The sequence below is a fragment of the Streptomyces sp. NPDC048436 genome (assembly GCF_043200355.1).
In the GTDB taxonomy this organism is placed as follows: domain Bacteria; phylum Actinomycetota; class Actinomycetes; order Streptomycetales; family Streptomycetaceae; genus Streptomyces.
The window spans coordinates 443,174-462,653 of the sequence record NZ_JBICXP010000005.1 but is presented as its reverse complement, the minus strand read 5'-3'; the positions used below and the strand labels follow the sequence as shown (position 1 = coordinate 462,653).

At 69.0% G+C, this 19,480-nt stretch carries 19 protein-coding genes and 1 pseudogene; 5 read left to right on the top strand and 15 right to left on the bottom strand.

Annotated features, from left to right (window positions below; translation table 11 throughout):
- Positions 1-7: 7 nt before the first annotated feature.
- Both ACGFX9_RS20650 and ACGFX9_RS20645 read right to left on the bottom strand, forming a co-directional pair.
- Positions 8-247: a hypothetical protein gene (locus tag ACGFX9_RS20650; protein WP_393473575.1), complete on the bottom strand. Its 240-nt coding sequence runs from the start codon at positions 245-247 to the stop codon at positions 8-10.
- Positions 244-447: a hypothetical protein gene (locus ACGFX9_RS20645; RefSeq protein ID WP_393473572.1), complete on the bottom strand. Its 204-nt coding sequence runs from the start codon at positions 445-447 to the stop codon at positions 244-246. Before ACGFX9_RS20645 ends, ACGFX9_RS20650 begins: the two co-directional genes overlap by 4 nt.
- 172 nt (positions 448-619) lie before the next feature.
- On the opposite strand from ACGFX9_RS20645, the pseudogene ACGFX9_RS20640 reads away from it, so the two are divergent.
- Both ACGFX9_RS20640 and ACGFX9_RS20635 read left to right on the top strand, forming a co-directional pair.
- Positions 620-1,372 (top strand): annotated as a pseudogene (locus tag ACGFX9_RS20640) (DUF6879 family protein).
- A 10-nt stretch (positions 1,373-1,382) separates the two neighbouring features.
- Positions 1,383-2,234, top strand: coding sequence for a helix-turn-helix domain-containing protein (locus tag ACGFX9_RS20635; RefSeq protein WP_393473570.1), 852 nt, complete (start codon positions 1,383-1,385; stop codon positions 2,232-2,234).
- Between the two features lie 151 nt (positions 2,235-2,385).
- Here ACGFX9_RS20635 and ACGFX9_RS20630 read toward each other — a convergent pair whose 3' ends face one another.
- Positions 2,386-2,646, bottom strand: coding sequence for a GntR family transcriptional regulator (locus ACGFX9_RS20630; RefSeq protein ID WP_393473568.1), 261 nt, complete (start codon positions 2,644-2,646; stop codon positions 2,386-2,388).
- Positions 2,647-3,133: 487 nt separating this feature from the next.
- Here ACGFX9_RS20630 and ACGFX9_RS20625 point away from each other — a divergent pair, with 487 nt between their 5' ends.
- Positions 3,134-3,337 (top strand): hypothetical protein, encoded by a 204-nt coding sequence (locus ACGFX9_RS20625; protein ID WP_393473565.1) that lies wholly within the window; start codon positions 3,134-3,136, stop codon positions 3,335-3,337.
- 108 nt (positions 3,338-3,445) lie between these two features.
- Here ACGFX9_RS20625 and ACGFX9_RS20620 read toward each other — a convergent pair whose 3' ends face one another.
- From ACGFX9_RS20620 to ACGFX9_RS20580, 9 genes are all read right to left on the bottom strand, one after another.
- Complete coding sequence (locus ACGFX9_RS20620; protein ID WP_393473563.1) at positions 3,446-4,723, bottom strand: thymidine phosphorylase; 1,278 nt, start codon at positions 4,721-4,723, stop codon at positions 3,446-3,448.
- 110 nt (positions 4,724-4,833) lie between these two features.
- Positions 4,834-5,223 carry a cytidine deaminase gene (locus ACGFX9_RS20615; protein ID WP_393473560.1) on the bottom strand — a complete coding sequence of 130 codons (390 nt, stop codon included), beginning with the start codon at positions 5,221-5,223 and terminating at the stop codon, positions 4,834-4,836.
- Complete coding sequence (locus ACGFX9_RS20610; RefSeq protein WP_393473557.1) at positions 5,220-6,482, bottom strand: ABC transporter permease; 1,263 nt, start codon at positions 6,480-6,482, stop codon at positions 5,220-5,222. The genes ACGFX9_RS20615 and ACGFX9_RS20610 overlap by 4 nt, the downstream gene beginning before the upstream one ends.
- On the bottom strand, positions 6,479-7,618 hold the full coding sequence (locus tag ACGFX9_RS20605; RefSeq protein WP_393473554.1) for an ABC transporter permease: 1,140 nt from the start codon (positions 7,616-7,618) through the stop codon (positions 6,479-6,481). The genes ACGFX9_RS20610 and ACGFX9_RS20605 overlap by 4 nt, the downstream gene beginning before the upstream one ends.
- Positions 7,615-9,336, bottom strand: a complete 1,722-nt coding sequence (locus ACGFX9_RS20600) for an ABC transporter ATP-binding protein (protein ID WP_393473552.1) — start codon at positions 9,334-9,336, stop codon at positions 7,615-7,617. Before ACGFX9_RS20600 ends, ACGFX9_RS20605 begins: the two co-directional genes overlap by 4 nt.
- A 38-nt stretch (positions 9,337-9,374) precedes the next feature.
- Positions 9,375-10,430, bottom strand: a complete 1,056-nt coding sequence (locus ACGFX9_RS20595) for a BMP family protein (RefSeq protein WP_393473549.1) — start codon at positions 10,428-10,430, stop codon at positions 9,375-9,377.
- A 211-nt stretch (positions 10,431-10,641) separates the two neighbouring features.
- Positions 10,642-11,748 (bottom strand): BMP family protein, encoded by a 1,107-nt coding sequence (locus ACGFX9_RS20590; RefSeq protein ID WP_393473546.1) that lies wholly within the window; start codon positions 11,746-11,748, stop codon positions 10,642-10,644.
- A 192-nt stretch (positions 11,749-11,940) separates the two neighbouring features.
- Positions 11,941-13,248, bottom strand: coding sequence for a M20 family metallopeptidase (locus tag ACGFX9_RS20585; RefSeq protein WP_393473543.1), 1,308 nt, complete (start codon positions 13,246-13,248; stop codon positions 11,941-11,943).
- A 976-nt stretch (positions 13,249-14,224) separates the two neighbouring features.
- On the bottom strand, positions 14,225-14,740 hold the full coding sequence (locus ACGFX9_RS20580) for an ATP-binding protein (RefSeq protein WP_393473540.1): 516 nt from the start codon (positions 14,738-14,740) through the stop codon (positions 14,225-14,227).
- 229 nt (positions 14,741-14,969) lie between these two features.
- Here ACGFX9_RS20580 and ACGFX9_RS20575 point away from each other — a divergent pair, with 229 nt between their 5' ends.
- Both ACGFX9_RS20575 and ACGFX9_RS20570 read left to right on the top strand, forming a co-directional pair.
- Positions 14,970-15,821, top strand: a complete 852-nt coding sequence (locus ACGFX9_RS20575) for a helix-turn-helix domain-containing protein (protein WP_393473538.1) — start codon at positions 14,970-14,972, stop codon at positions 15,819-15,821.
- Positions 15,822-15,832: 11 nt separating this feature from the next.
- Positions 15,833-16,030 carry a DUF397 domain-containing protein gene (locus ACGFX9_RS20570; protein ID WP_393473535.1) on the top strand — a complete coding sequence of 66 codons (198 nt, stop codon included), beginning with the start codon at positions 15,833-15,835 and terminating at the stop codon, positions 16,028-16,030.
- Here ACGFX9_RS20570 and ACGFX9_RS20565 read toward each other — a convergent pair.
- The 3 genes from ACGFX9_RS20565 to ACGFX9_RS20555 form a co-directional block, all read right to left on the bottom strand.
- Positions 16,020-17,132, bottom strand: a complete 1,113-nt coding sequence (locus ACGFX9_RS20565; protein ID WP_393473532.1) for a hypothetical protein — start codon at positions 17,130-17,132, stop codon at positions 16,020-16,022. The two genes, ACGFX9_RS20570 and ACGFX9_RS20565, sit on opposite strands and share 11 nt — an antisense overlap.
- 72 nt (positions 17,133-17,204) lie before the next feature.
- Positions 17,205-18,143, bottom strand: coding sequence for an N-acetylneuraminate synthase family protein (locus ACGFX9_RS20560; protein WP_393474008.1), 939 nt, complete (start codon positions 18,141-18,143; stop codon positions 17,205-17,207).
- Between the two features lie 26 nt (positions 18,144-18,169).
- Positions 18,170-19,456 (bottom strand): cytidylyltransferase domain-containing protein, encoded by a 1,287-nt coding sequence (locus ACGFX9_RS20555; protein WP_393473529.1) that lies wholly within the window; start codon positions 19,454-19,456, stop codon positions 18,170-18,172.
- Positions 19,457-19,480: the final 24 nt, after the last annotated feature.

Sequence of the window (19,480 nt, the reverse complement as noted above, 5' to 3'; positions counted from 1 at the left end):
GCCGTCATTACTCCTGTCCCTCGACGGGCTTCACGCGCTCCAGGGGTACGTCCCATTCCAGGCCGCCTCCCTCGGGACGCATGAACGCCTGACGGCTGACCAACTTCTGGCCCTCTTTGGTGCGCTCCTCGATCACGCCCACCAAGTGGCCCGTGCGCTCCGAGACGGTGTCCTCGACCAGGGTTCCCACCGGATAGGGCAGCTTGCCGTGGCTCAACATCGTCGGAGGGTTCTCGTTCCGCGTCATCCACGGCCCCCTCGCTGAAGTGCTTCCGCTAGGCCGATGGCCACGTCGGCGCGCACGCGCCCCAGCTCAACGAGGTTCAGAGCCGGGGACGCCGGGTCCACTCTGAGCGAAGGGAGGACGATCCCTACTTCGTACAGCGCTGTTCTCAGGGACTCCATCGCCGCAGAGGGGTCGACGCCCTGCTGTTCCTTGGTTGCCATGAACGGCACGCTAGGAGCGGGCAGTTGTCCGGCGGTATGCTGTTTTCTCGAATTTTCTCGACTGGCGACACGGATTGCTGGAGTTTTCTTCTGGGCCCCGCCCGACCCTGTAGTGCCGCGCCGGGGCCCCGGCCATGCTGTTGGATCAAGACCCCTGGAAGGGAGAGCGTCCATGACTCGTCAGTTGCGCTTCACCGGGACAGACAGCAAGGTCGACGGTTGCCCCGCGCTGCACACGGACGAGGGCACCGGCGAGATCATCGTTCAGGGCACGCCCGTGACCGATCCCGGAGACCTTGCCCAGCTCCAGCACTTCGGGCCGGACGAGGCAGCGGTGGCAGTCCCGCGCGAATTGCTCGTCAACTGGGGCCGAAGGAAATGGAGCGGGTGCCGGAACTGGTCGACCGGGCCACCTTCCGGCGTCTCTTCGAGACCTTCGAGCACACCGCTTGGCGACTGGAGACGCGGCGCGGTTACGCGTCCGACTGACAGGACCCCGACTTCCAGGCGTTCCTGGCCACCGGCTCGTCGCCCTGCGACCCCAACGAGCCCTGGTTCGTCAACATCAAGGCGCAAACGGACGCAGGCAAGACGGTCGGCCGTGTCCGCATCGCCGACAAACCCGCCCACCACCGGGCAACTGTTCCTGCTCGACTACGCCCGCCACAACGCGGCTGTCGGCGAGGACATCCGCTACCTGTGGCGCGAGGACGCCGACCGGGTGGCTCTTCCTGCCGAAGACTTCTGGATCTTCGACTCGCGCATCGTGGCCCTGCTGCACTTCGACGACCAAGACAACCTGCTCAGCTTCGAACTGATCACGGAACCGGCGGAGGTCGTGCGATACGCCATCGTGCGTGACGCGGCGATGCACCACGCTGTTCCGTTCGACCAGTTCGCCGCGCAGGTGGCCACGGCCGAATAGCGCGCGCCCTGTGAGCACCGACTATCAGCACGCACGGCTGGCGCTGGGCGCACGCCTGCGCGAACTGCGCTTCTCGTGCCCCGGTGGTCGGCTCACCGGTCAGCAGCTGGCACAGCGGCTTGGCTGGCAAGGTTCCAAGGTCAGCAAGCTGGAGAACGGCCGGCAGACGGCTACCCCCGAGGACCTTCGGGCGTGGGCCGACGCGACCGAGCAGCCGGGCGTGTACCCCGAGCTGGCCGCCCAGCTGGCTGGGTTCGAGTTCCACATCAGGTCATGGCGAAGAACCCTGGCGAACGGCTTCAAGCCGCTGCATGAGGGACTGAGTGCCGAGATCGACCGCACCTCGGAAATGTGGATCTGGGAAGAGTCGGTGATTCCCGGGTTGATGCAGACCCCCGAGTACGCGCGCCACGTCATCCAGCGCTATTCGGAGCTGCTGGGCGGGGCCAGCGATATTGAGGACGCGGTGCGCTCCAGGGTGCGGCGACAGGAGTGGCTGTACCGGCCCGGCCGCAAGCTGCACGTCCTGATGTGGGAAGCCGCGTTGCGTTCGCTGATCTGCCCTCCCTCCGTGCTGGCCGCCCAGCTCGACCGCCTCGCCGGCATGATCGGCATGGACACGGTGGAACTGGGCGTCATCCCGTTCACGGCGCCGGTGAAGATCGTGCCCGCCAACGGCTTCTGGGTCCTTGACGACCGCCTGGTTGTTGCGGAGGACTGGCACGCCGAAATGTGGTTGGACGACGCCGACAACATCACCTTGTACTCGAAGGTCTGGAATACCCTCCGGGAGTCAGCGGTGTACGGGGCCGACGCCCACAACGCCATCAGCTCAGCCAGGCGCGCGCTGAACGCCCGATAGCGCTTCGCCAGACCGGGGCGTCGTCATCACCGGCGACGCCACCACGCGCGCTCCGCCATAGGGACGAGGCACTGCGAAGGGCATCTGTCAGCACACCGCTCGGCGAGCTTCAACTCGCCACGTGCGCTGCTCCCGTGGCGTTCGGGCGGGGCTATGCGTTGTCGGAAGCGCTGGGGTCGCGCACGTAGGTTCCCCGGTTCGGCACGGTGTAGACGAGCCCGTTTTCCCTGAGTACGGAAATCGCGGACCGGACCGTGTTCCGGGCGACGCCGTATCGGTCCGTGAGTGCTTTCTCCGAGGGGATGGGGCGATCGGCGGCGAGTTCTCCCCGCTCGATCTGGCCCGTCAGATCGGCAGCGATCTGCCGGTACGGGGGCTCCGGTGCCTGGTGATCAATTTCGAGCGCTGCCATGACGTGAAGCGTAGACAACCGGTCATTGCTGTACCGGACTGGACCGCCCTAGACGGGGCTATACCGGTTGCTCTAACGTCAGGCATGAAAACGCCCCGACAGACCGCTTAGGACCGGTCCGCCGGGGCTCCGCCGAACAGCTTTACAGGAGCTGAACGACTATGCGTGATCGTATCGCCCGAGCCCTCGCATGGACCTTTTCGGTCCTTGCTCCCCGCCGACCCGGACGCCACTCCGCCGCATTCTTCGCCGAGCGGCCCGTCCCCGCCCCCTCACCGGTCAACCCGTGGTCCCGCCCGTTCACCGGGCCCACCAAAGAGGAAGCCGCCGCGATCTTCCGGCAACAAGCCGGATTTGCGATGGAACTTCGCCTGATTCATGAACGGCGACGCGCGGCAGCTCTCGCGGCGCTCGGCGTGGACTACCCATACACATACGAGGGGGCCCCGTTCCCCCGGTCCGCGTTCGCCGCTGCGGGGGCGGCCGTATGACCGCAGAAGATCTGTTCCCCGTCGTCATTGCGGGTCACGTCGCGCTCTGCGTCGAGTGCAAGACCCTCACCCGCGCCCCGATCCCCGTCCGCTACATACAGAGCAACAGCGGCCCCGGAACCACCCTCTACGCATGCCCCGAACACGCCGTGACGCTCGGGGCGGGACCAACACCCGATGACGTGATCGGCACCCGCTAAGGCAGGCAACAGGAAGCCCTCAAACGCCGGGCGGGCTGAATTTCAGCCCGCCCGGCGATTGAGGGCGAACTCGGCGGAGCCGGTGCTTGCGGTGCGCGAGGCTTCGGGCTACGCGATGCGGTCCAGGACGATCGGCGTTGCCGTGAACTCCGTGCCCTCGGCAGCGATGTCGAAGGAGCCCGCTACCGCCTCCAGGGCGTAGTCGAAGCGCTCCGGAGTGTCCGTGTGCAGGGTCATCAGCGGCTCCCCCGCGCGGACCTGAGCGCCCGGCTTCGCGTGGAGTTCGACGCCCGCTCCCGCCTGCACCACGTCCTCCTTGCGCGCACGCCCGGCGCCGAGCCGCCACGCGGCCACGCCGACGTCGTACGCGTCGAGGCGGGTCAGGACGCCGGACGACGGCGCCTTCACCACGTGCGTCTCGCGTGCCACCGGCAGCTTCGCGTCCGGGTCGCCGCCCTGGGCGGAGATCATCCGACGCCAGACATCCATCGCCGAGCCGTCGGCCAGCGCCTTCGCCGGGTCGACGTCCTTCAGGCCCGCCGCGTCCAGCATCTCGCGCGCCAGGGCGAGGGTGAGTTCGACGACGTCCGCCGGGCCGCCGCCCGCGAGGACCTCGACCGACTCGCGGACCTCGAGCGCGTTGCCCGCCGTCAGGCCCAGCGGCGTGGACATGTCCGTGAGCAGGGCCACCGTGCGTACGCCGTGGTCCGTGCCCAAGCCGACCATCGTGGAAGCCAGTTCGCGGGCGTCCTCCAAGGTCTTCATGAAGGCGCCGGTGCCCACCTTCACGTCCAGGACCAGGGAGCCCGTGCCTTCCGCGATCTTCTTCGACATGATCGACGAAGCGATCAGGGGGATCGCCTCCACCGTGCCCGTCACGTCCCGCAGCGCGTACAGCTTCTTGTCCGCGGGGGCCAGGCCGTCGCCCGCCGCGCAGATGACCGAGCCCGCGCCGTCCAGGACCGAGAGCATCTCCTCGTTGGAGAGGAGCGCGCGCCAGCCCGGGATCGACTCCAGCTTGTCCAGGGTGCCGCCGGTGTGGCCGAGGCCCCGGCCCGACAGCTGCGGGACCGCCGCGCCGCACGCGGCGACCAGCGGGGCGAGCGGCAGCGTGATCTTGTCGCCGACGCCGCCCGTGGAGTGCTTGTCGGCGGTGGGGCGGGACAGGGACGAGAAGTCCATGCGCTCGCCGCTCGCGATCATCGCGGCCGTCCAGCGGGCGATCTCGCCGCGGTTCATGCCGTTCAGCAGGATCGCCATGGCAAGCGCCGACATCTGCTCGTCGGCGACCTCGCCGCGGGTATACGCGTCGATGACCCAGTCGATCTGAGCGTCGCTCAGCTCGCCTCGGTCCCGCTTCGTACGGATGACGGAGATGACGTCCATGGCATAACCCCTCTTCGCGCCTAAAACGGTGATCACGAAACTCTACGCGCATAGAGCCGTGAGATGAAGATGCTCCTGCCCGTCGTGCGACAACGGGCAGGAGCCGACGGTCAGTTCAAGTGCTCCGGGCCGAACGCGTCCGGCAGCATGTCCGCCAGTGAGCGGATGCCCGAAGCCGTGTCCAGGAGGAGCGTCGCGCCGCCGAACTCGTACAGGAGCTGGCGGCAGCGGCCGCACGGCATCAGGATCTCGCCCTTGCCGTCCACGCAGGTGAAGTGCGTGAGGCGGCCCCCGCCGGTGAGCTGGAGCTGCGAGACCAAGCCGCACTCGGCGCACAGGCCAAGGCCGTACGAGGCGTTCTCGACGTTGCAGCCCGACACCGTGCGGCCATCGTCCACGAGGGCCGCGGCACCGACCGGGAAGCCCGAGTAGGGCGCGTACGCACGGGACATGGCCTCGCGCGCAGCATCCCGCAGCGCGTCCCAGTCGGTCTCGGTCACGTTCCTTGTCCCTTTCGGTAGGGCTGGCCGTCCGCCTTCGGCATCCGCAGCCGCTGGGCGGAGAGCGAGAGCACGAGCAGCGTGACGACGTACGGCGTCGCCGTGACGACCTGGTTGGGCACCTCGTCGGTCAAGCCGTACCACGCGAACATCAGCGCCGAGACGGCCGCGGTGATCGCCGCGGGCACGTAACGCTTGCGCCATACGAAGTACGCCGCGCCGATGACCAGCAGGATCGCCAGGAGCAGCAGCAGTGCGTGGACGTTCGTTCCGCCGCCCCGGAGCTTCAGGCTGTCGGTGTAACCGAACAGGCCGGCGCCCAGCGCGAGTCCGCCCGGCATCCAGTTGCCGAAGATCATCGCGGCGAGGCCGATGTAGCCGCGCCCGCCGGTCTGGCCCTCCAGGTAGATGTTGGAGGCGACCAGGGACAGGAACGCGCCGCCCAGACCCGCGAGACCACCGGAGATGATCACCGCGAGGTACTTGTACTTGTAGACGTTGACGCCGAGGGACTCCGCCGCGACCGGGTTCTCGCCGCAGGAGCGCAGGCGCAGACCGAACGACGTGCGCCACAGGACCCACCAGCTCAGCGGCACCATCGCGACGGCGATGACCGTGAGCGGCGAGAGCTCCGTGAACAGGCCGCCGAGCAGGCCCGCGACGTCCGAGACGAGGAACCAGTGCTTCTCGTTGAGATCTTGGAGCCAGTCGGAGAGCCCCGGTACGGAGAAGCTGCCAAGGGAGTCCACCGGCGGTGACTGCTTCGACGTACCGCCCTCCTTGCCCTCGAAGGCGAAGGTGGAGAGGTAGCGGGTGGCGCCCAGGGCGAGGATGTTCAGGGCCACACCGGAGACGATGTGGTTGACGTTGAAGGTCACCGTGACGATCGCGTGCAGCAGACCGCCGAGCGCGCCGCCCAGGATGCCGAAGAGGATGCCGACCCACGGGCCCCACTGGTATCCGGCGAACGCGCCGAACCAGGTGCCGAGGATGAGCATGCCCTCAAGGCCGATGTTGACCACGCCCGCGCGCTCGGCCCACAGGCCGCCGAGGCCCGCGAGGCCGATCGGCACGGCGAGCCGCAGAGCGGTCGACATCTGGCCGGTGGAGGTGATGCCGTTCGCGTCGGTGATCAGCCGGACCACGGACGTCAGTACGAGGACGCCCGCGATGATCAGCAGGAGGACGGGGAGCGAGATGCGGCGGCGGCCCGGCGCGGGCTGCTTGGCCGGGGGCTTGGTCACGGTTGCCGAGCTCATCGGGCAGCCACCTCCTTCACGGTGTCGTTGTTGCCGTTGCCGCCGGCACGGGCTGCCGCGGCCAGTTCCTCGCCGACGCGCTGCTGCTGGCGGCGGAGCCCCCAGCGGCGTACGGCCTCGTAGGAGACGACGACCGCGATCACGATGAGGCCCTGCATGATCACCGCGATCTCCTTGTCGTACGCGACCGGGGTGGCGTAGTCGAGAGCGGGCGACGCCTTGTCGAGGAAGGCGATGAGCAGCGCGGCGAAGGCGATGCCGACCGGGTTGTTGCGGCCGAGCAGGGCGATGGTGATGCCGGTGAAGCCGAGGCCGGTGGGGAAGCTGAGGCTGTAGGTGTGGACGTCGCCGAGCAGGATCGGCATGCCCGCGAGGCCCGCGACCGCGCCGGAGATCAGCATCGCGCTGAGCACCATGCGCTTGGCGTTGACACCAGAGGCCGCGGCGGCCGACTCGGAGGCGCCGGTGGCGCGCAGGTCGAAGCCGAAGCGGGTGCGGTTGAGGATCAGCCAGTACAGGACGCCCGCGAGCGCGGCGATGACCACGAAGCCGTAGATCTCGCCGGACTCGCCCATGCTGATGCCGGGGAACCAGCCGGACTTGCTCATCTCGCCGGTGGTCTGGTTGTTGCCGACCGGGACGCCGAAGTTCTCGGTGAGGGTCATATAGCCGATGACGCTCGTCGCGATGGCGTTGAGCATGATCGTCGCGACGACCTCGCTGACCCCGCGGGTGGTCTTGAGGATGCCCGCGATGCCCGCCCAGAAGGCGCCGGTGAGCATGGCGACCAGGATCAGGAGCGGGATCTGGAGCGGGGCCGGGAGCGCCACGTGAGCGCCGACGACGGCGGTGGCCATCGCGGCGAGGCGGTACTGGCCGTCCACTCCGATGTTGAAGAGGTTCATCCGGAAGCCGACGGCGACCGCGAGCGCGGCCAGGTAGTACATGCCGGCCTGGTTGATGATCAGGACCTGGATGTCGGAGAAGGTGGCCTGCTCGAACATCAGGCTGTACGGCTCGATCGGGTTCTTGCCCGACGCGATGAGCACGACCGAGGTCAGTGCCACGGCCGCGATGAGGGCGATGACCGGTCCGGCCACCGCGAGGAGCACGCGCTCCTTGTCGAACTTCTTCATCGGGTCTCGTCCTCCTCGGAGCCGCCTGCGGACTCGACGTGTTCCAGGTGTCCGGACGCGGCGCCGGTCATGGCCGAACCCAGCTCCTCCGGCGTGATGGTGGCCGGGTCGGCGTCCGCGACGAGCCGTCCGCGGTAGATCACGCGGAGGGTGTCGGAGAGGCCGATCAGCTCGTCCAGGTCCGCGGAGATCAGCAGTACGGCGAGTCCCTCACGCCGTGCCTCGCGGATCTGGTCCCAGATCTGGGCCTGCGCGCCGACGTCCACACCGCGGGTGGGGTGGGCGGCGATCAGGAAGCGGGGCTTGTGGCTCATCTCGCGGCCGACGATCAGCTTCTGCTGGTTGCCGCCGGAGAGGGACGCGGCCGTCACGTCGATGCCCGGGGTGCGCACGTCGTACTGCTCGACGATGCGCCGGGTGTCGGCCTGGGCGCCCTTGGGGTCGAGCCAGAAGCCGCCCGGGCCGCGGGAGTTGGGCTTCTCGGTGACGTGGCCGAGGATGCGGTTCTCCCACAGCGGCGACTCCAGGAGGAGGCCGTGGCGGTGGCGGTCCTCGGGGATGTAGCCGACGCCCTGCTCGCGGCGGTGGCGCGTGGGCAGCGCGGTGATGTCCTTGCCGACCATGCGGATGACACCGGAGTCGGCGTGCTTGAGGCCGATGAGCGCGTCGATCAGCTCGGTCTGGCCGTTGCCCTCGACGCCCGCGAGGCCGAGCACCTCACCCTCGTGGATGGTGAAGGAGATGTCGTCCAGGAGGGCGCGGCCCGACTCGCCTCCGGCGAGCAGCTTGAGCCCCTCGACCTCGATCATCGGCCGGTCGGTGACCGTCGACTCGGCGGTCTCCGGCGTCGGCAGCTCACTGCCGACCATCAGCTCGGCGAGCTGGCGGGGGGTCGTCTCGGACGGGATGGCCGTGCCGACGGTCGTGCCGCGCCGGATGACGGTGATGTCGTCGGCGACGGAGAGCACTTCGCCCAGCTTGTGGGAGATGAAGATGACGGACAGGCCCTCGGACTTCAGCTCGCGCAGGTTGTCGAAGAGCGCGTCGACCTCCTGCGGTACGAGGACCGCGGTCGGCTCGTCAAGGATCAGCGTGGTGGCGCCGCGGTAGAGGACCTTGAGGATCTCCACGCGCTGCCGGTCGGCGACGCCGAGGTCCTCGACCATCGCGTCGGGGCGCACCCCGAGGCCGTAGCGCTCGGATATCTCCGCGATCGCGCGGCGGGCCGCGCCGCCGATGCCGTGCAGCTTCTCGCTGCCGAGGACGATGTTCTCCAGGACCGTGAGCTGGTCGGCGAGCATGAAGTGCTGGTGCACCATGCCGATGCCGCGCGCGATGGCGTCGGCGGGGCTGGAGAAGGTGACCTGCTCGCCGTCGACGGTGATGGTGCCCTCGTCCGGCTTCTGCATGCCGTAGAGGATCTTCATCAGGGTCGACTTGCCCGCGCCGTTCTCGCCCACGAGGGCGTGCACGGTGCCCTTGCGGACACTCAGGCGGATGTCATGGTTGGCCACGACGCCCGGGAAACGCTTGGTGATGCCGTCGAGTTCGACGGCAACGGCCTGGGCGGTGGTCCCGCCTTTGTCGGGGGTGGTGGACGCGTCGATGGCGCACTCTCCTCGGGAATCCTCAGGAAAGGGGTCACCTACGCGCGTAGCGCCCCTGGTTCGACGGGAGTTGGGCAGTCGGCCGCGCGAACGGGGCGCGGGGGAAACCATCGTCCCCCACACCCCGTTCCGCGGCGATGACTTCGCTGTTACAGCGTGGTCTTGACCTTGATCTTGCCGCTGATGATGTCCTGCTTGGCCTTCTTCAGCTCGGCCTGCAGGTCCTTCATCGCCTTGAACTCGGGGTTCGAGTCGGCGAGCGCGACGCCGCCGGAGGCCAGGTCCGCACGGACCACGCCGCCCTTGGCGTTGCCATCCTGGACCGACTTCGTCAGGTTGTACACCGCTCCGGCGACGTCCTTGGTCGCCGAGGTCAGGATGTACTTCTTGTACTTGGCAAGCGCCTTCTGCTTGTACTGGTCGGAGTCGACGCCGATCGCCCAGACCTTCTTCGCGGCAGCCGCCTCGATGACACCCTGACCCGAGAGACCCGCCGCGTGATAGATCACGTCGGCGCCACCCTCGATCTGGCCGCTGGCGCCTTCCTTGCCCTTGTCCGGGCTGGAGAAGCCGCCGTCCTCGGCCTTCTCGGTGAGCATCTGGCGCTTGATCTTGACCGACTTGTCGGTGGCCTGGACGCCCTGGACGAAGCCCGCCTCGAACTTGCGGATCAGGTTGTTGTTCACGCCGCCGATGAAGCCGACGCTCTTCTTCTTGGTGGCCTTGGCCGCGGCGACGCCCGCCAGATACGAGGACTGCTCCTCGTTGAAGACCAGGTCCGAGACGTTGTCCGCGTTGATGGTGGCGTCGTCGACGATGCCGAAGGTCACCTTCGGGAACTTCGCGGCGACCTCCTTCACGGCGGGGGCGTAGGCGTAGCCGATGCCGATCACAGGGTTGTAGCCCTGCTTGGCGAGCTCGGTGAGGCGCTGGGCCTTGTCGGCGTCGGACTCGCCGTCCGTCGGCTCGACGGCCTTCTTGCCGATCTTCAGGTCCTTGGCGGCCTTGTCCATACCGGCGGTCGCGGCGTCGTTGAAGGACTGGTCGCCCTTGCCGCCGACGTCGTACGCGATGGCGACGCCCTTGCCCTTGCCGTCGCTCTTGGAGCCGGCGGCGTCGCTGGACGTGCCGCCGCAAGCGGTGGCGGAGAAGGCGAGAGCGGCGGTCGCGATGCCCGCGGCGGCGATTTTGGAAACCCGGCGCATAGAGAGGAACTCCTTATGTACAAGCAAGCACAAGCACGTACGAGCGCCTCACCTGGCGCTGATTTCGCCGCAGCGTAACGCGCGTAGACCTGACATAAGAACCCTTCTGTCCCGTCCGTTATCGAGCTGTGGCCGCGGGGTGTCGGGAGCGTGTACGCAGCGTGGGGCGCCCCGCACACAGCGGGGCGCCCCAGGGCTTCGTACGGTCCGGCTACGGAACGGTCTCGACCGTCACCTTGCCGTCGATGATGTCCTTCTTGGCCTTCTCCACGGCGGCGACCACGTCCTTCATCGCCGTGTACTTCGGGTTGGAGTCGGAGAAGCCGACCCGCTCCGACTTCAGGTCGTAGCGCTGCTCGCCCTTCATCGGCTTGCCCTGGACGACCGACTTCGTCAGGTCGTAGACCGCGCCGCCGACGTCCTTGAAGGCCGAGCCGAGGATGTAGTCCTTGTACTTGGCAAGGGCCTTCTGCTTGTACTGGTCGGAGTCGACGCCGATCGCCCACACCTTCTGCGAACCGGCCTCCTGGATCACGCCCTGCCCGGAGAGCCCCGCCGCGTGGTAGATCACGTCGGCGCCCGCCTCGATCTGACCGCTCGCCGCGTTCTGGCCCTTGTCGGGGCTGGAGAAGCCTCCCTCTTCGGGCTTCTCGGTCAGATAGCGCTTCTCGATCTTGATCTTCGGGTCGACGGACTTCACGCCCTGCACGAAGCCGGCCTCGAATTTGTGGATGAGGTTGATGTCGACGCCGCCGATGAATCCGACGTGGTCGGCCTTGGTCGCCTTGGCGGCGGCCACACCGGCCAGATACGAGCCCTGCTCCTCGTGGAAGACCAGGTCGGCGACGTTGTCCGCCTTCACGGTGCTGTCGTCGATGATCCCGAAGGTGGTCTTCGGGAACTTCTTGGCGGCTTCCTTCACCGCGGGGGCGTAGACGAAGCCGACGCCGACCACGGGGTTGTAGCCCTGCCGCGCCAGCTGTTCCAGGCGCTGCACCTTGTCGGCGCTGGACTCGCCGTCGCCCGGCTCCATGTCGACGCCGCCGACCTTGAAGTCCTTGCGCGCCCTTTCGTAACCGGAGTACGCGGCGTCGTTGAAGGACTGGTCGCCCTTGCCGCCGATGTCGTACGCGAGGCCTATGCCCTTGCCGTTGTACTTCGAGGACCCCGAGGACTTGTCGTCCTTGCCCTCGTCCTGCGATGCCTCGTTGCTGGTCTTGCCGCACGCCGAGGCCGCGAGGGCGAGGGACGCCACCACCACGGCCACTTGGGAAAGCCTCGATCCGCGAGTTCCGCGAGTTCCACGACGAAGACGCATAGGACGCACCCCTTACGTTCCCCAAAGCACCGTTGACGGCACTGATTTCGGCGCACAGTAACGCGCGTAGAAAGGGAGGGGAACGGGGTTTCGCGCTGCCGTTACCTATTCGTGCCGAGGGCCGGTTACGTCCGGGTGAACGGGTCCGTCGTAACCGGCCGATACCGGCCTTTACCTACTGTGCGCCGTCACCTACTGTGCGCCGTCGAGCAGCGCGGCAGCGGTGAAGAGTTCGACGCCCACCGTGATCGCCGACTCGTCGGCGTCGAAGTCGCCCTGGTGGAGGTCGCGGACTGTGCGCTCACCGGGCGTACGGACGCCCAGGCGGGCCATGGCGCCCGGCACATGCTCCAGATACCAGGAGAAGTCCTCGCCGCCCAGGCTCTGTTCGGTGTCCTCGACGGAGTGCGGTCCGAACCGCAGCTCCATGGACTCGCGCAACAGGTCCGTCACCGCGGGGTCGTTGACCACGGGCGGGACACCGCGGATGTAGTTCACCACGGGCTTGGCGCGGTAGAGATCGGCGATCTCCTGGATCGCGCCGTGCACCAGGTCGGGCGCCTTCCGCCAGGCTCCGAGGTCCAGGCAGCGGACGGTCCCGGACAGCTCGGCGTGCTGCGGGATGACGTTGCAGGCGTGCCCGGATTCGATGCGTCCCCAGGTGACCGAGAGGCCGGAGCGGGCGTCGATGCGGCGCGCGACCAGGGCCGGGACCTCGGTGACGACCTTGGCCGCCGCGGTCACGAGGTCGGTGGTGAGGTGGGGCCGCGCGGTGTGGCCCCCTGCCCCGTCGAGCGAGACTTCGAGCCGGTCGCAGGCGGAGGTGATGGCGCCCTGCCGCAGCCCGATGCGGCCCGCGTCGACGCGGGGGTCGCAGTGCACGCCGATGATGCGGCCCACGCCGTCGAGCACACCCGACTCGATGGCGTCGGGCGCACCGCCCGGCAGGACCTCCTCCGCGGGCTGGAAGATCAGCCGTACGGGCTGCGGCAGTTGACCCTTGGCGGCGAGCTCGGCGAGGACGAGACCGGCCCCGAGGACCACGGTGGTGTGCACGTCGTGGCCGCAGGCGTGGGCGCGGTCGGCCACGGTCGAGCGGTAGGGGACGCCGAGCTTGGTGTCCGGGATGGGCAGCGCGTCGATGTCGGCGCGCAGGGCGAGCATGGGGCGCCCCGCGTCCCCTTGCCCGGTGCCGATGTCACAAATAAGCCCCGTGCCGATGTCCAGTACGCGGGGTTCCAGACCTGCCTGTTCGAGGCGGGCCTTGAGGGCCGCGGTCGTACGGAACTCCTGGTTGCCCAGCTCGGGGTGCATGTGCAAGTCGCGCCGGAAGGCGACGAGTTCGGAGCGCAGGGCGTCCGGGAGCGCGCCGGGCAGTGCCGAAGCGGCCACCGCCCCGGGTGCTTCGCCGGGCTGATCCGCCTCGGATGCCGATCCGGACCCTGCGTCGGACCCCGGCCCGGACCCTGACCCGGACTCTCGCTCGAACTCTCGTGACATCAGTTGGTTCACCCTCTCAAGGGTAGGGCGACGCGGGTGCCAACTAACCCACGATCAACAAAAGTTCAGCCCGATAGGGTAAGAAAAATTGACTGCGTGGCGCATGGCTGCTGGTCGGGGTGGGTAAACTCTCCGGCTTTTGAGGAGATAAGGAGCTGGTCACACGGGGCGGGGGCGGGTGGCGGAGGCTTTGCTGGGCCGGCGGCTGAATTGGTACCGGGGCCGCCACCTCGATCGGTTGCGTGCCGACTGCGGACTGGTTCGTCGGGGGTAGCCGGAGGGGTGGAGGGGTGCGCGGTCGCTTCGGGGAGGGCCCCGGTTTCGTCAAGCGACTGCGGACCGGATCTTCTGGAGTGGGCGTCACGGGTAAGGTTTGAGCCCGTTTGCAGGAAAGTTCCACGACACGCCGTGTGGGTGGCGGGGGCGGCGGACTTTTGTGCATCCAGGGGCAGCGCACCTACTTTGGCGAAGTTGCGTTCTGGCAGAAGGGGGGCGCACGCGTTGCGTAATGCGCCTTCTCGAAATTAGGTACCGGACACCCAGCTCAGGGCCAGCCGCCACATGTCGGCCGCAAGTTACTGCACCCCTTGCGTCCGGCCGACAGTCGCCTGACGAGACCGGCAGCCGTCCCCAGGCCGCCCGCGCTCCCCCCTCCCCCTGGCGGCCACCTCGACGAACCAGTCCGCAGTCGCTTGACGAAACCGGGACCCACCCCCGAAGCGACCGCGCACCCTTCCACCCCTCCGGCCACCTCGACGAACCAGTCCGCACCCGACAGTGAGACCCGATGTCCCGACGGCAGTGGTCGAGAGTCCCGCCCCTCGGGCCGTCCGGTCGTCTTCCCTCGCGCGGTGGAGGGACGGGTGTCAAGGGTGGCCCGAAGGGGCATCGGCGCAGCCGACGCGACGCAGGAGCGCCCTTTACTCCCGGCCCGGAGCCGCCAGCCTCGGGACAACCGGGCGGCCCCGGCGCCCATTCAACCGCCGGTGCAGCGCACCCCCGTGCCCCGCCCCGGCAACCCCGGGCGATGACACTCGACCCACAGCACCTTCCCCCGCTGGCCGAACAAGTCATCGCCCAGCGGGAACCCACCCCACGCCGTCGCCCACTCCGCCACCAGACGCAGCCCCCGGCCGCCTTCGGCTCCCTCGGCGAGGGGCGGCAAGCCTGTGGGTGGGCCGGCGAAAGGGGGTGGAATGTGCGGGTCCGTGTCCCATACGCCGACCCGTACGCCGCGTCCGCCCGGCAGCCCCCAGAGGCGTAGCGCGGCGGGACCTTCCGTATGCCGGTAGGCGTTCGTCACCAGCTCGGAGGTCAGGATTTCAGAGGTGTCCGCCAGCTCCCCGAGGCCGTACCCGGACAGCACCGCCCGCAACGTCTGCCGCGCGATGCGCGGGGCGCGGGGGTCGTGGGGCAAGTGGAGGGCGTAGGACCAGGCCTCGGGTGCGGGCCAGTTGGGGCTCGTGGGCGGGGATACGGTGACGGTGACCATGGGCGCCTCCTGTGCGGCTGGGTCGGTTCGCCCTTCGGAGCCGTGCCGGGCGGTGGCATGTCGCGAGTGACCGGGCGATGCGCTTCCGGCTTACCGGCAGGGCCAGTTGGGCGGCTTGGTCAAACCGTAGACTGTGGGGACTGAAGGTTTTGCATTACTCAGCAAAACCTTCAGCAATTGCCCTCGTGTGGGTGACGACCCCGTCAGAAGTACGAAACGGAGCGAGGACATGGCACCCAGGACTGCCCCGTCAGCCCGCCGCCTCCGCATCGGCGTCGAGCTGCGCCGGATGCGCGAGCGCGCGGGCATGACCGCCGTCGAGGCCGCGCGCGCACTGGGCACCACCCAGGCCCAGGTCAGCAATATCGAGGCCAATCGATTCGGGGTCAGCGCCGACCGCGTACATACGCTGGCCCAGATCTACGACTGTGCCGACCAGCCCCTTGTCGACTCACTCGCCGAAATGGCCGCCGACCGCACACGCGGCTGGTGGGAGGAGTACCGGAACACGCTCCCCGCCCGCCTCCTGGACCTCTCGGAGATGGAGCAGTACGCCACCGCGCTGCGCGTGGCGCAGGTGATCAACATCCCAGGACTTCTCCAGACCCCCGAGCACGCCCGCGCGCTCTTCCGTGAAGTCGTTCCCGCCCTGCGGCCGCACGAGATCGAGTACCGCATCTCTCACCGCATCAAGCGGCAGGCCGTACTGCATCGGGAGACGCCGCTCCCGTATACCGCGATCGTCCACGAAGCCGCGCTGCGGATGCAGTTCGGCGGCCGGGATGTGGCACGCGGCCAGCTCGACCACCTCACCGAGGTCAGCCGCCGACCCGCTCTGACGCTTCGCGTCATCCCCTTCGGGGGCACGTCGTTCCCCACCACCGGGCACGGGGTCGACTACGCCTACGGTCCCGTCACGACGCTCGACACCGTCCAGCTCGATACTGCACACGGGAGCGAACTCATCGACACTGTTGGTCAGTTGGAAAAGTACCGACTCGTACTGGACCGCATGGAGAAGGTCTCCCTGGAACCTGCCGCGTCCCGCGAGCTCATCCACCGCATCGCCCAGGACCTGTGAAAGGCACGCCCATGACCGAGCCGAGCTCGACGCTGAACTGGCAGAAGTCCACCTACAGCGAGGAAGGTTCCTCCTGCGTATACATAGCCCCCGGCCCCCAAAACACCATCCACCTCCGGGAAAGCGACACCCCCCAGGAAATCCTCACCACCACCCGCCCCCAACTCGCCACCCTCATCGCAGCGATCAAGGCGGGCGTCACGCCGTAGCCGAGACCCCCTGTGTCGGGGCAGCCACCGACGTCAGGCGGTGCACGTCCCGGGCCGTTCCCGTGACGCCCGAGAGGAAGCCCTGGGCCCGTGGGGACGCCGTCTCCGTCAGCCAGGCCGGGTCGATGTCGCAGACCGAGACGCGGACCTCCGTGCCCGCCAGGGCGAGCGGCAGGGTGTGGACGACCGTCGAGGGGAAGCTCAGGATCGTGCGGCCGATGGGGCCCCGGCGGGCTATCAGCTCCAGGGGGAGGTCGGGGCGGACCACCTGGAGGCCCGTCTCGACGGCCAGGCGGTGCAGTTTCTCGGAGCTCTCGCGGCGGTGCGCGAAGTAGCGGGTGGCGCCGTGCGCGCGGGACAGCGAACGGACCGCTTCCACGTAGCGGTCCAGGTCCACCACGCCCGTCTCCACCAGCGACGTGCCGACCAGATCCGCCCCCTTGGCCACGCGCGGCGGGCCGAAGCGGGAGCGGGTCCAGTCGAAGGTGTTGGGGGTGACGCGGACGCCGTCGGGGGCCGAGTCGATCGGCATCGAGGAGAAGACCTCCACGGTGCGCTTGGAGCCGGGGGTCAGGCGGCGGCGCGCGGAGGCCGATACGGGGGCGAAGGCGAGGTCCCGTACGCCGGGACGGCCGCCGCGGCGGTGCCAGCGCACCAGGCGTTCGCCCGAGGCGAGCTGGGAGATGAACTCCATGGTGGCGGTGCCGTCGTCGACGACCACCAGGGTGCGTGCCCGGGTGATCGTCAGGAGGAGCTGTACGTAGCGTGAGAACGGGTCGCCTATGACGATCCGGTCCGCCTTGCGCAGCGCGGCCCGCAGGCCGCCGATCGTGTGGAAGGGAGCCGCCGCGCCGCCGCGTGCCTCCTCCCAGCGGACGGTGAGGCCCTCGTCGCGGGCCAGCTGGGCCATGCGGCGCAGCTGGCCACGGGTCATCGGGTCGTTCGGGGAGAGGACGACGACGGTGAGACCCCCGGCCGGGCCGGTCGCCCCCGCCGAGTGCGCCCACTCAAGGACGTTCAGGAGCTGCACAGGGCTCTCGACGAACGCCAGGGTGGTGGGCGCCGCAGCGGTGGGGGCCGTCGGCCCGGGTCGGGGACTCATCGTCGTATGTCCGTGTCCTGTCCTTGTGAGGGGTTCCGCTGAGAGGACCCGTTAAGAGCGTCAGCCCGCCGCTCAGACCGCGACCGGCTCGCGGTCGGCCGCCTCGGCCGCGTCCGCCTCGGCGACGACGCCCGCCACGCGGCGCAGCTTCTTCATCGGGCCGAGCTCCGACTCGTAGACCTTCTTGACGCCGTCACCGAGGGAGGCCTCGATGGTGCGGATGTCGCGGACCAGGCGGGTCAGGCCCTGCGGCTCGACCGACGCGGCCTGGTCCGAGCCCCACATGGCGCGGTCGAGGGTGATGTGGCGCTCCACGAAGGTGGCGCCGAGCGCGACCGCGGCGAGCGTGGTCTGCAGGCCCGTCTCGTGGCCGGAGTAGCCGATCGGGACGTTCGGGTACTCGGCCTGGAGGGTGTTGATGACGCGGAGGTTGAGCTCCTCCGCCTGCGCCGGGTACGTCGACGTGGCGTGGCACATCAGGATGTTGTCGGAGCCCAGCACCTCGACCGCGTGGCGGATCTGCTTCGGGGTGGACATGCCGGTGGAGAGGATGACCGTGCGGCCCGTGGCGCGCAGGGCGCGCAGCAGCTCGTCGTCCGTCAGCGACGCGGAGGCGACCTTGTGGGCGGGGACGTCGAACTTCTCAAGGAAGGCGACGGCCTCGGTGTCCCACGGGGACGCGAACCAGTCGATGCCGCGCTTCTTGCAGTGCTCGCCGATGGCCTGGTACTCGGACTCGCCGAACTCCACGCGGTGGCGGTAGTCGATGTACGTCATGCGGCCCCAGGGGGTGTCGCGCTCGATGTCCCACTGGTCGCGCGGGGTGCAGATCTCCGGGGTGCGCTTTTGGAACTTGACCGCGTCGCAGCCGGCGTCGGCGGCCACGTCGATCAGGGCGAGGGCGTTGTCGAGCTCGCCGTTGTGGTTGATGCCGATCTCGCCGGTGATGTAGACGGGCCGGCCGGGTCCGGCGGTCTTCGAACCGAAGGTGCGCAGACGGGAGTTGGAGATCGTAGAGCTCATGACAGGAACGTTCCTTACTTGTTGAGGGAGGGGCCGAGGATCCATGCGGCGATCTCTCGGATCGCGCCGTCACCACCGGGGAGAGCGGTGACCGCGCGTGCGGCGCCGCGTACGACGTCGTGGGCGCTCGCGACCGCCACGGGCCAGCCGACGAGGCCGAAGCACGGCAGGTCGTTGACGTCGTTGCCGACGTAGAGCACGCGCTCGGGAGCGATGCCCTGCTCCTCGCACCACTGCTTGAGTGCGAGGTCCTTGCGGTCGATGCCGTGCAGGACCGGGATCTTGAGCTTCCTGGCCCGGGCGGCGACGACCGGGTTCTGTTCCGTGGACAGGATCAGCAGCGGCAGGCCCGAGTCCCGCAGGGCCGCGATGCCGAGGCCGTCCCCGCGGTGCACGGAGACGAACTCCCGTCCTTCGGAGTCGATCAGCACCCTGTCGTCTGTCTGGGTGCCGTCGAAGTCGAGTACGACCGCGTCGATGTCCTCGCGGGTCGGCAGGGCGTCGCCCCGGCCGCCGTCGAAGAGCGGCGCGAGCGCCCGTGCCCGGGCGAGGTCGTGCGGGTCGTCGATCTCCAGGACGCGCGCGGGGTCCGTGCGGACCAGCTCGGTGCGCCCGAAGAAACGGTGCTTGTGCTCGCGGAAGCCGGCCACGTCCATGGCGTAGACCGCGCCCGTCTCCAGGAGGTCCTGGGGGCGGTCCTGGCGTCGCGGGCGGAAGGACTTGTCGTGGTTGACGCCGTAACCGCCGTCTGTGGCGGTGGCCGTGGCGAGCTTCGTGGTGCCGCCGACCTCGCCGGTGCGGCGCGCGTCAAGGGCCGCGGGCTCGTCGTCGGCGTCGCGCCACACGAAGCCGTGGAAGGGCGCCACGGTCAGTGCCGTGTCCGCGCCGCCGTCCACGATCGAACCGACCACGCCGTCGACGTCCTCGCGGACTATGAAGGGGCTGGTGCACTGCACGAGCAGGACCACGTCCACGGCCCTGCCGTGCAGCGCCTCGTGCGCGTCCATCGCGTGCAGCACCGCCGCCTCGCTTGTCGCGGTGTCCCCCGCGATCGCCGCGGGCCGCAGGACGACCTCGGCGCCGGCCGAGCGGGCGGCCTCGGCGATCACGTGGTCGTCCGTGGAGACCACGACGTCCGTGACGAGCCGCGCGGCCAGGCACTCGCGGATGGCGCGCGCCACCAGGGGCACGCCGCCGACCGGGGCGAGGTTCTTGGCGGGCACGCCCTTGGAGCCGCCGCGGGCCGGGATGACGGCGAGGACACGGCGTACGGGCGCGCTCCCTGGGGCGGAGTGGGACATAGGAACTCCTTGAGAGGGGTGGGG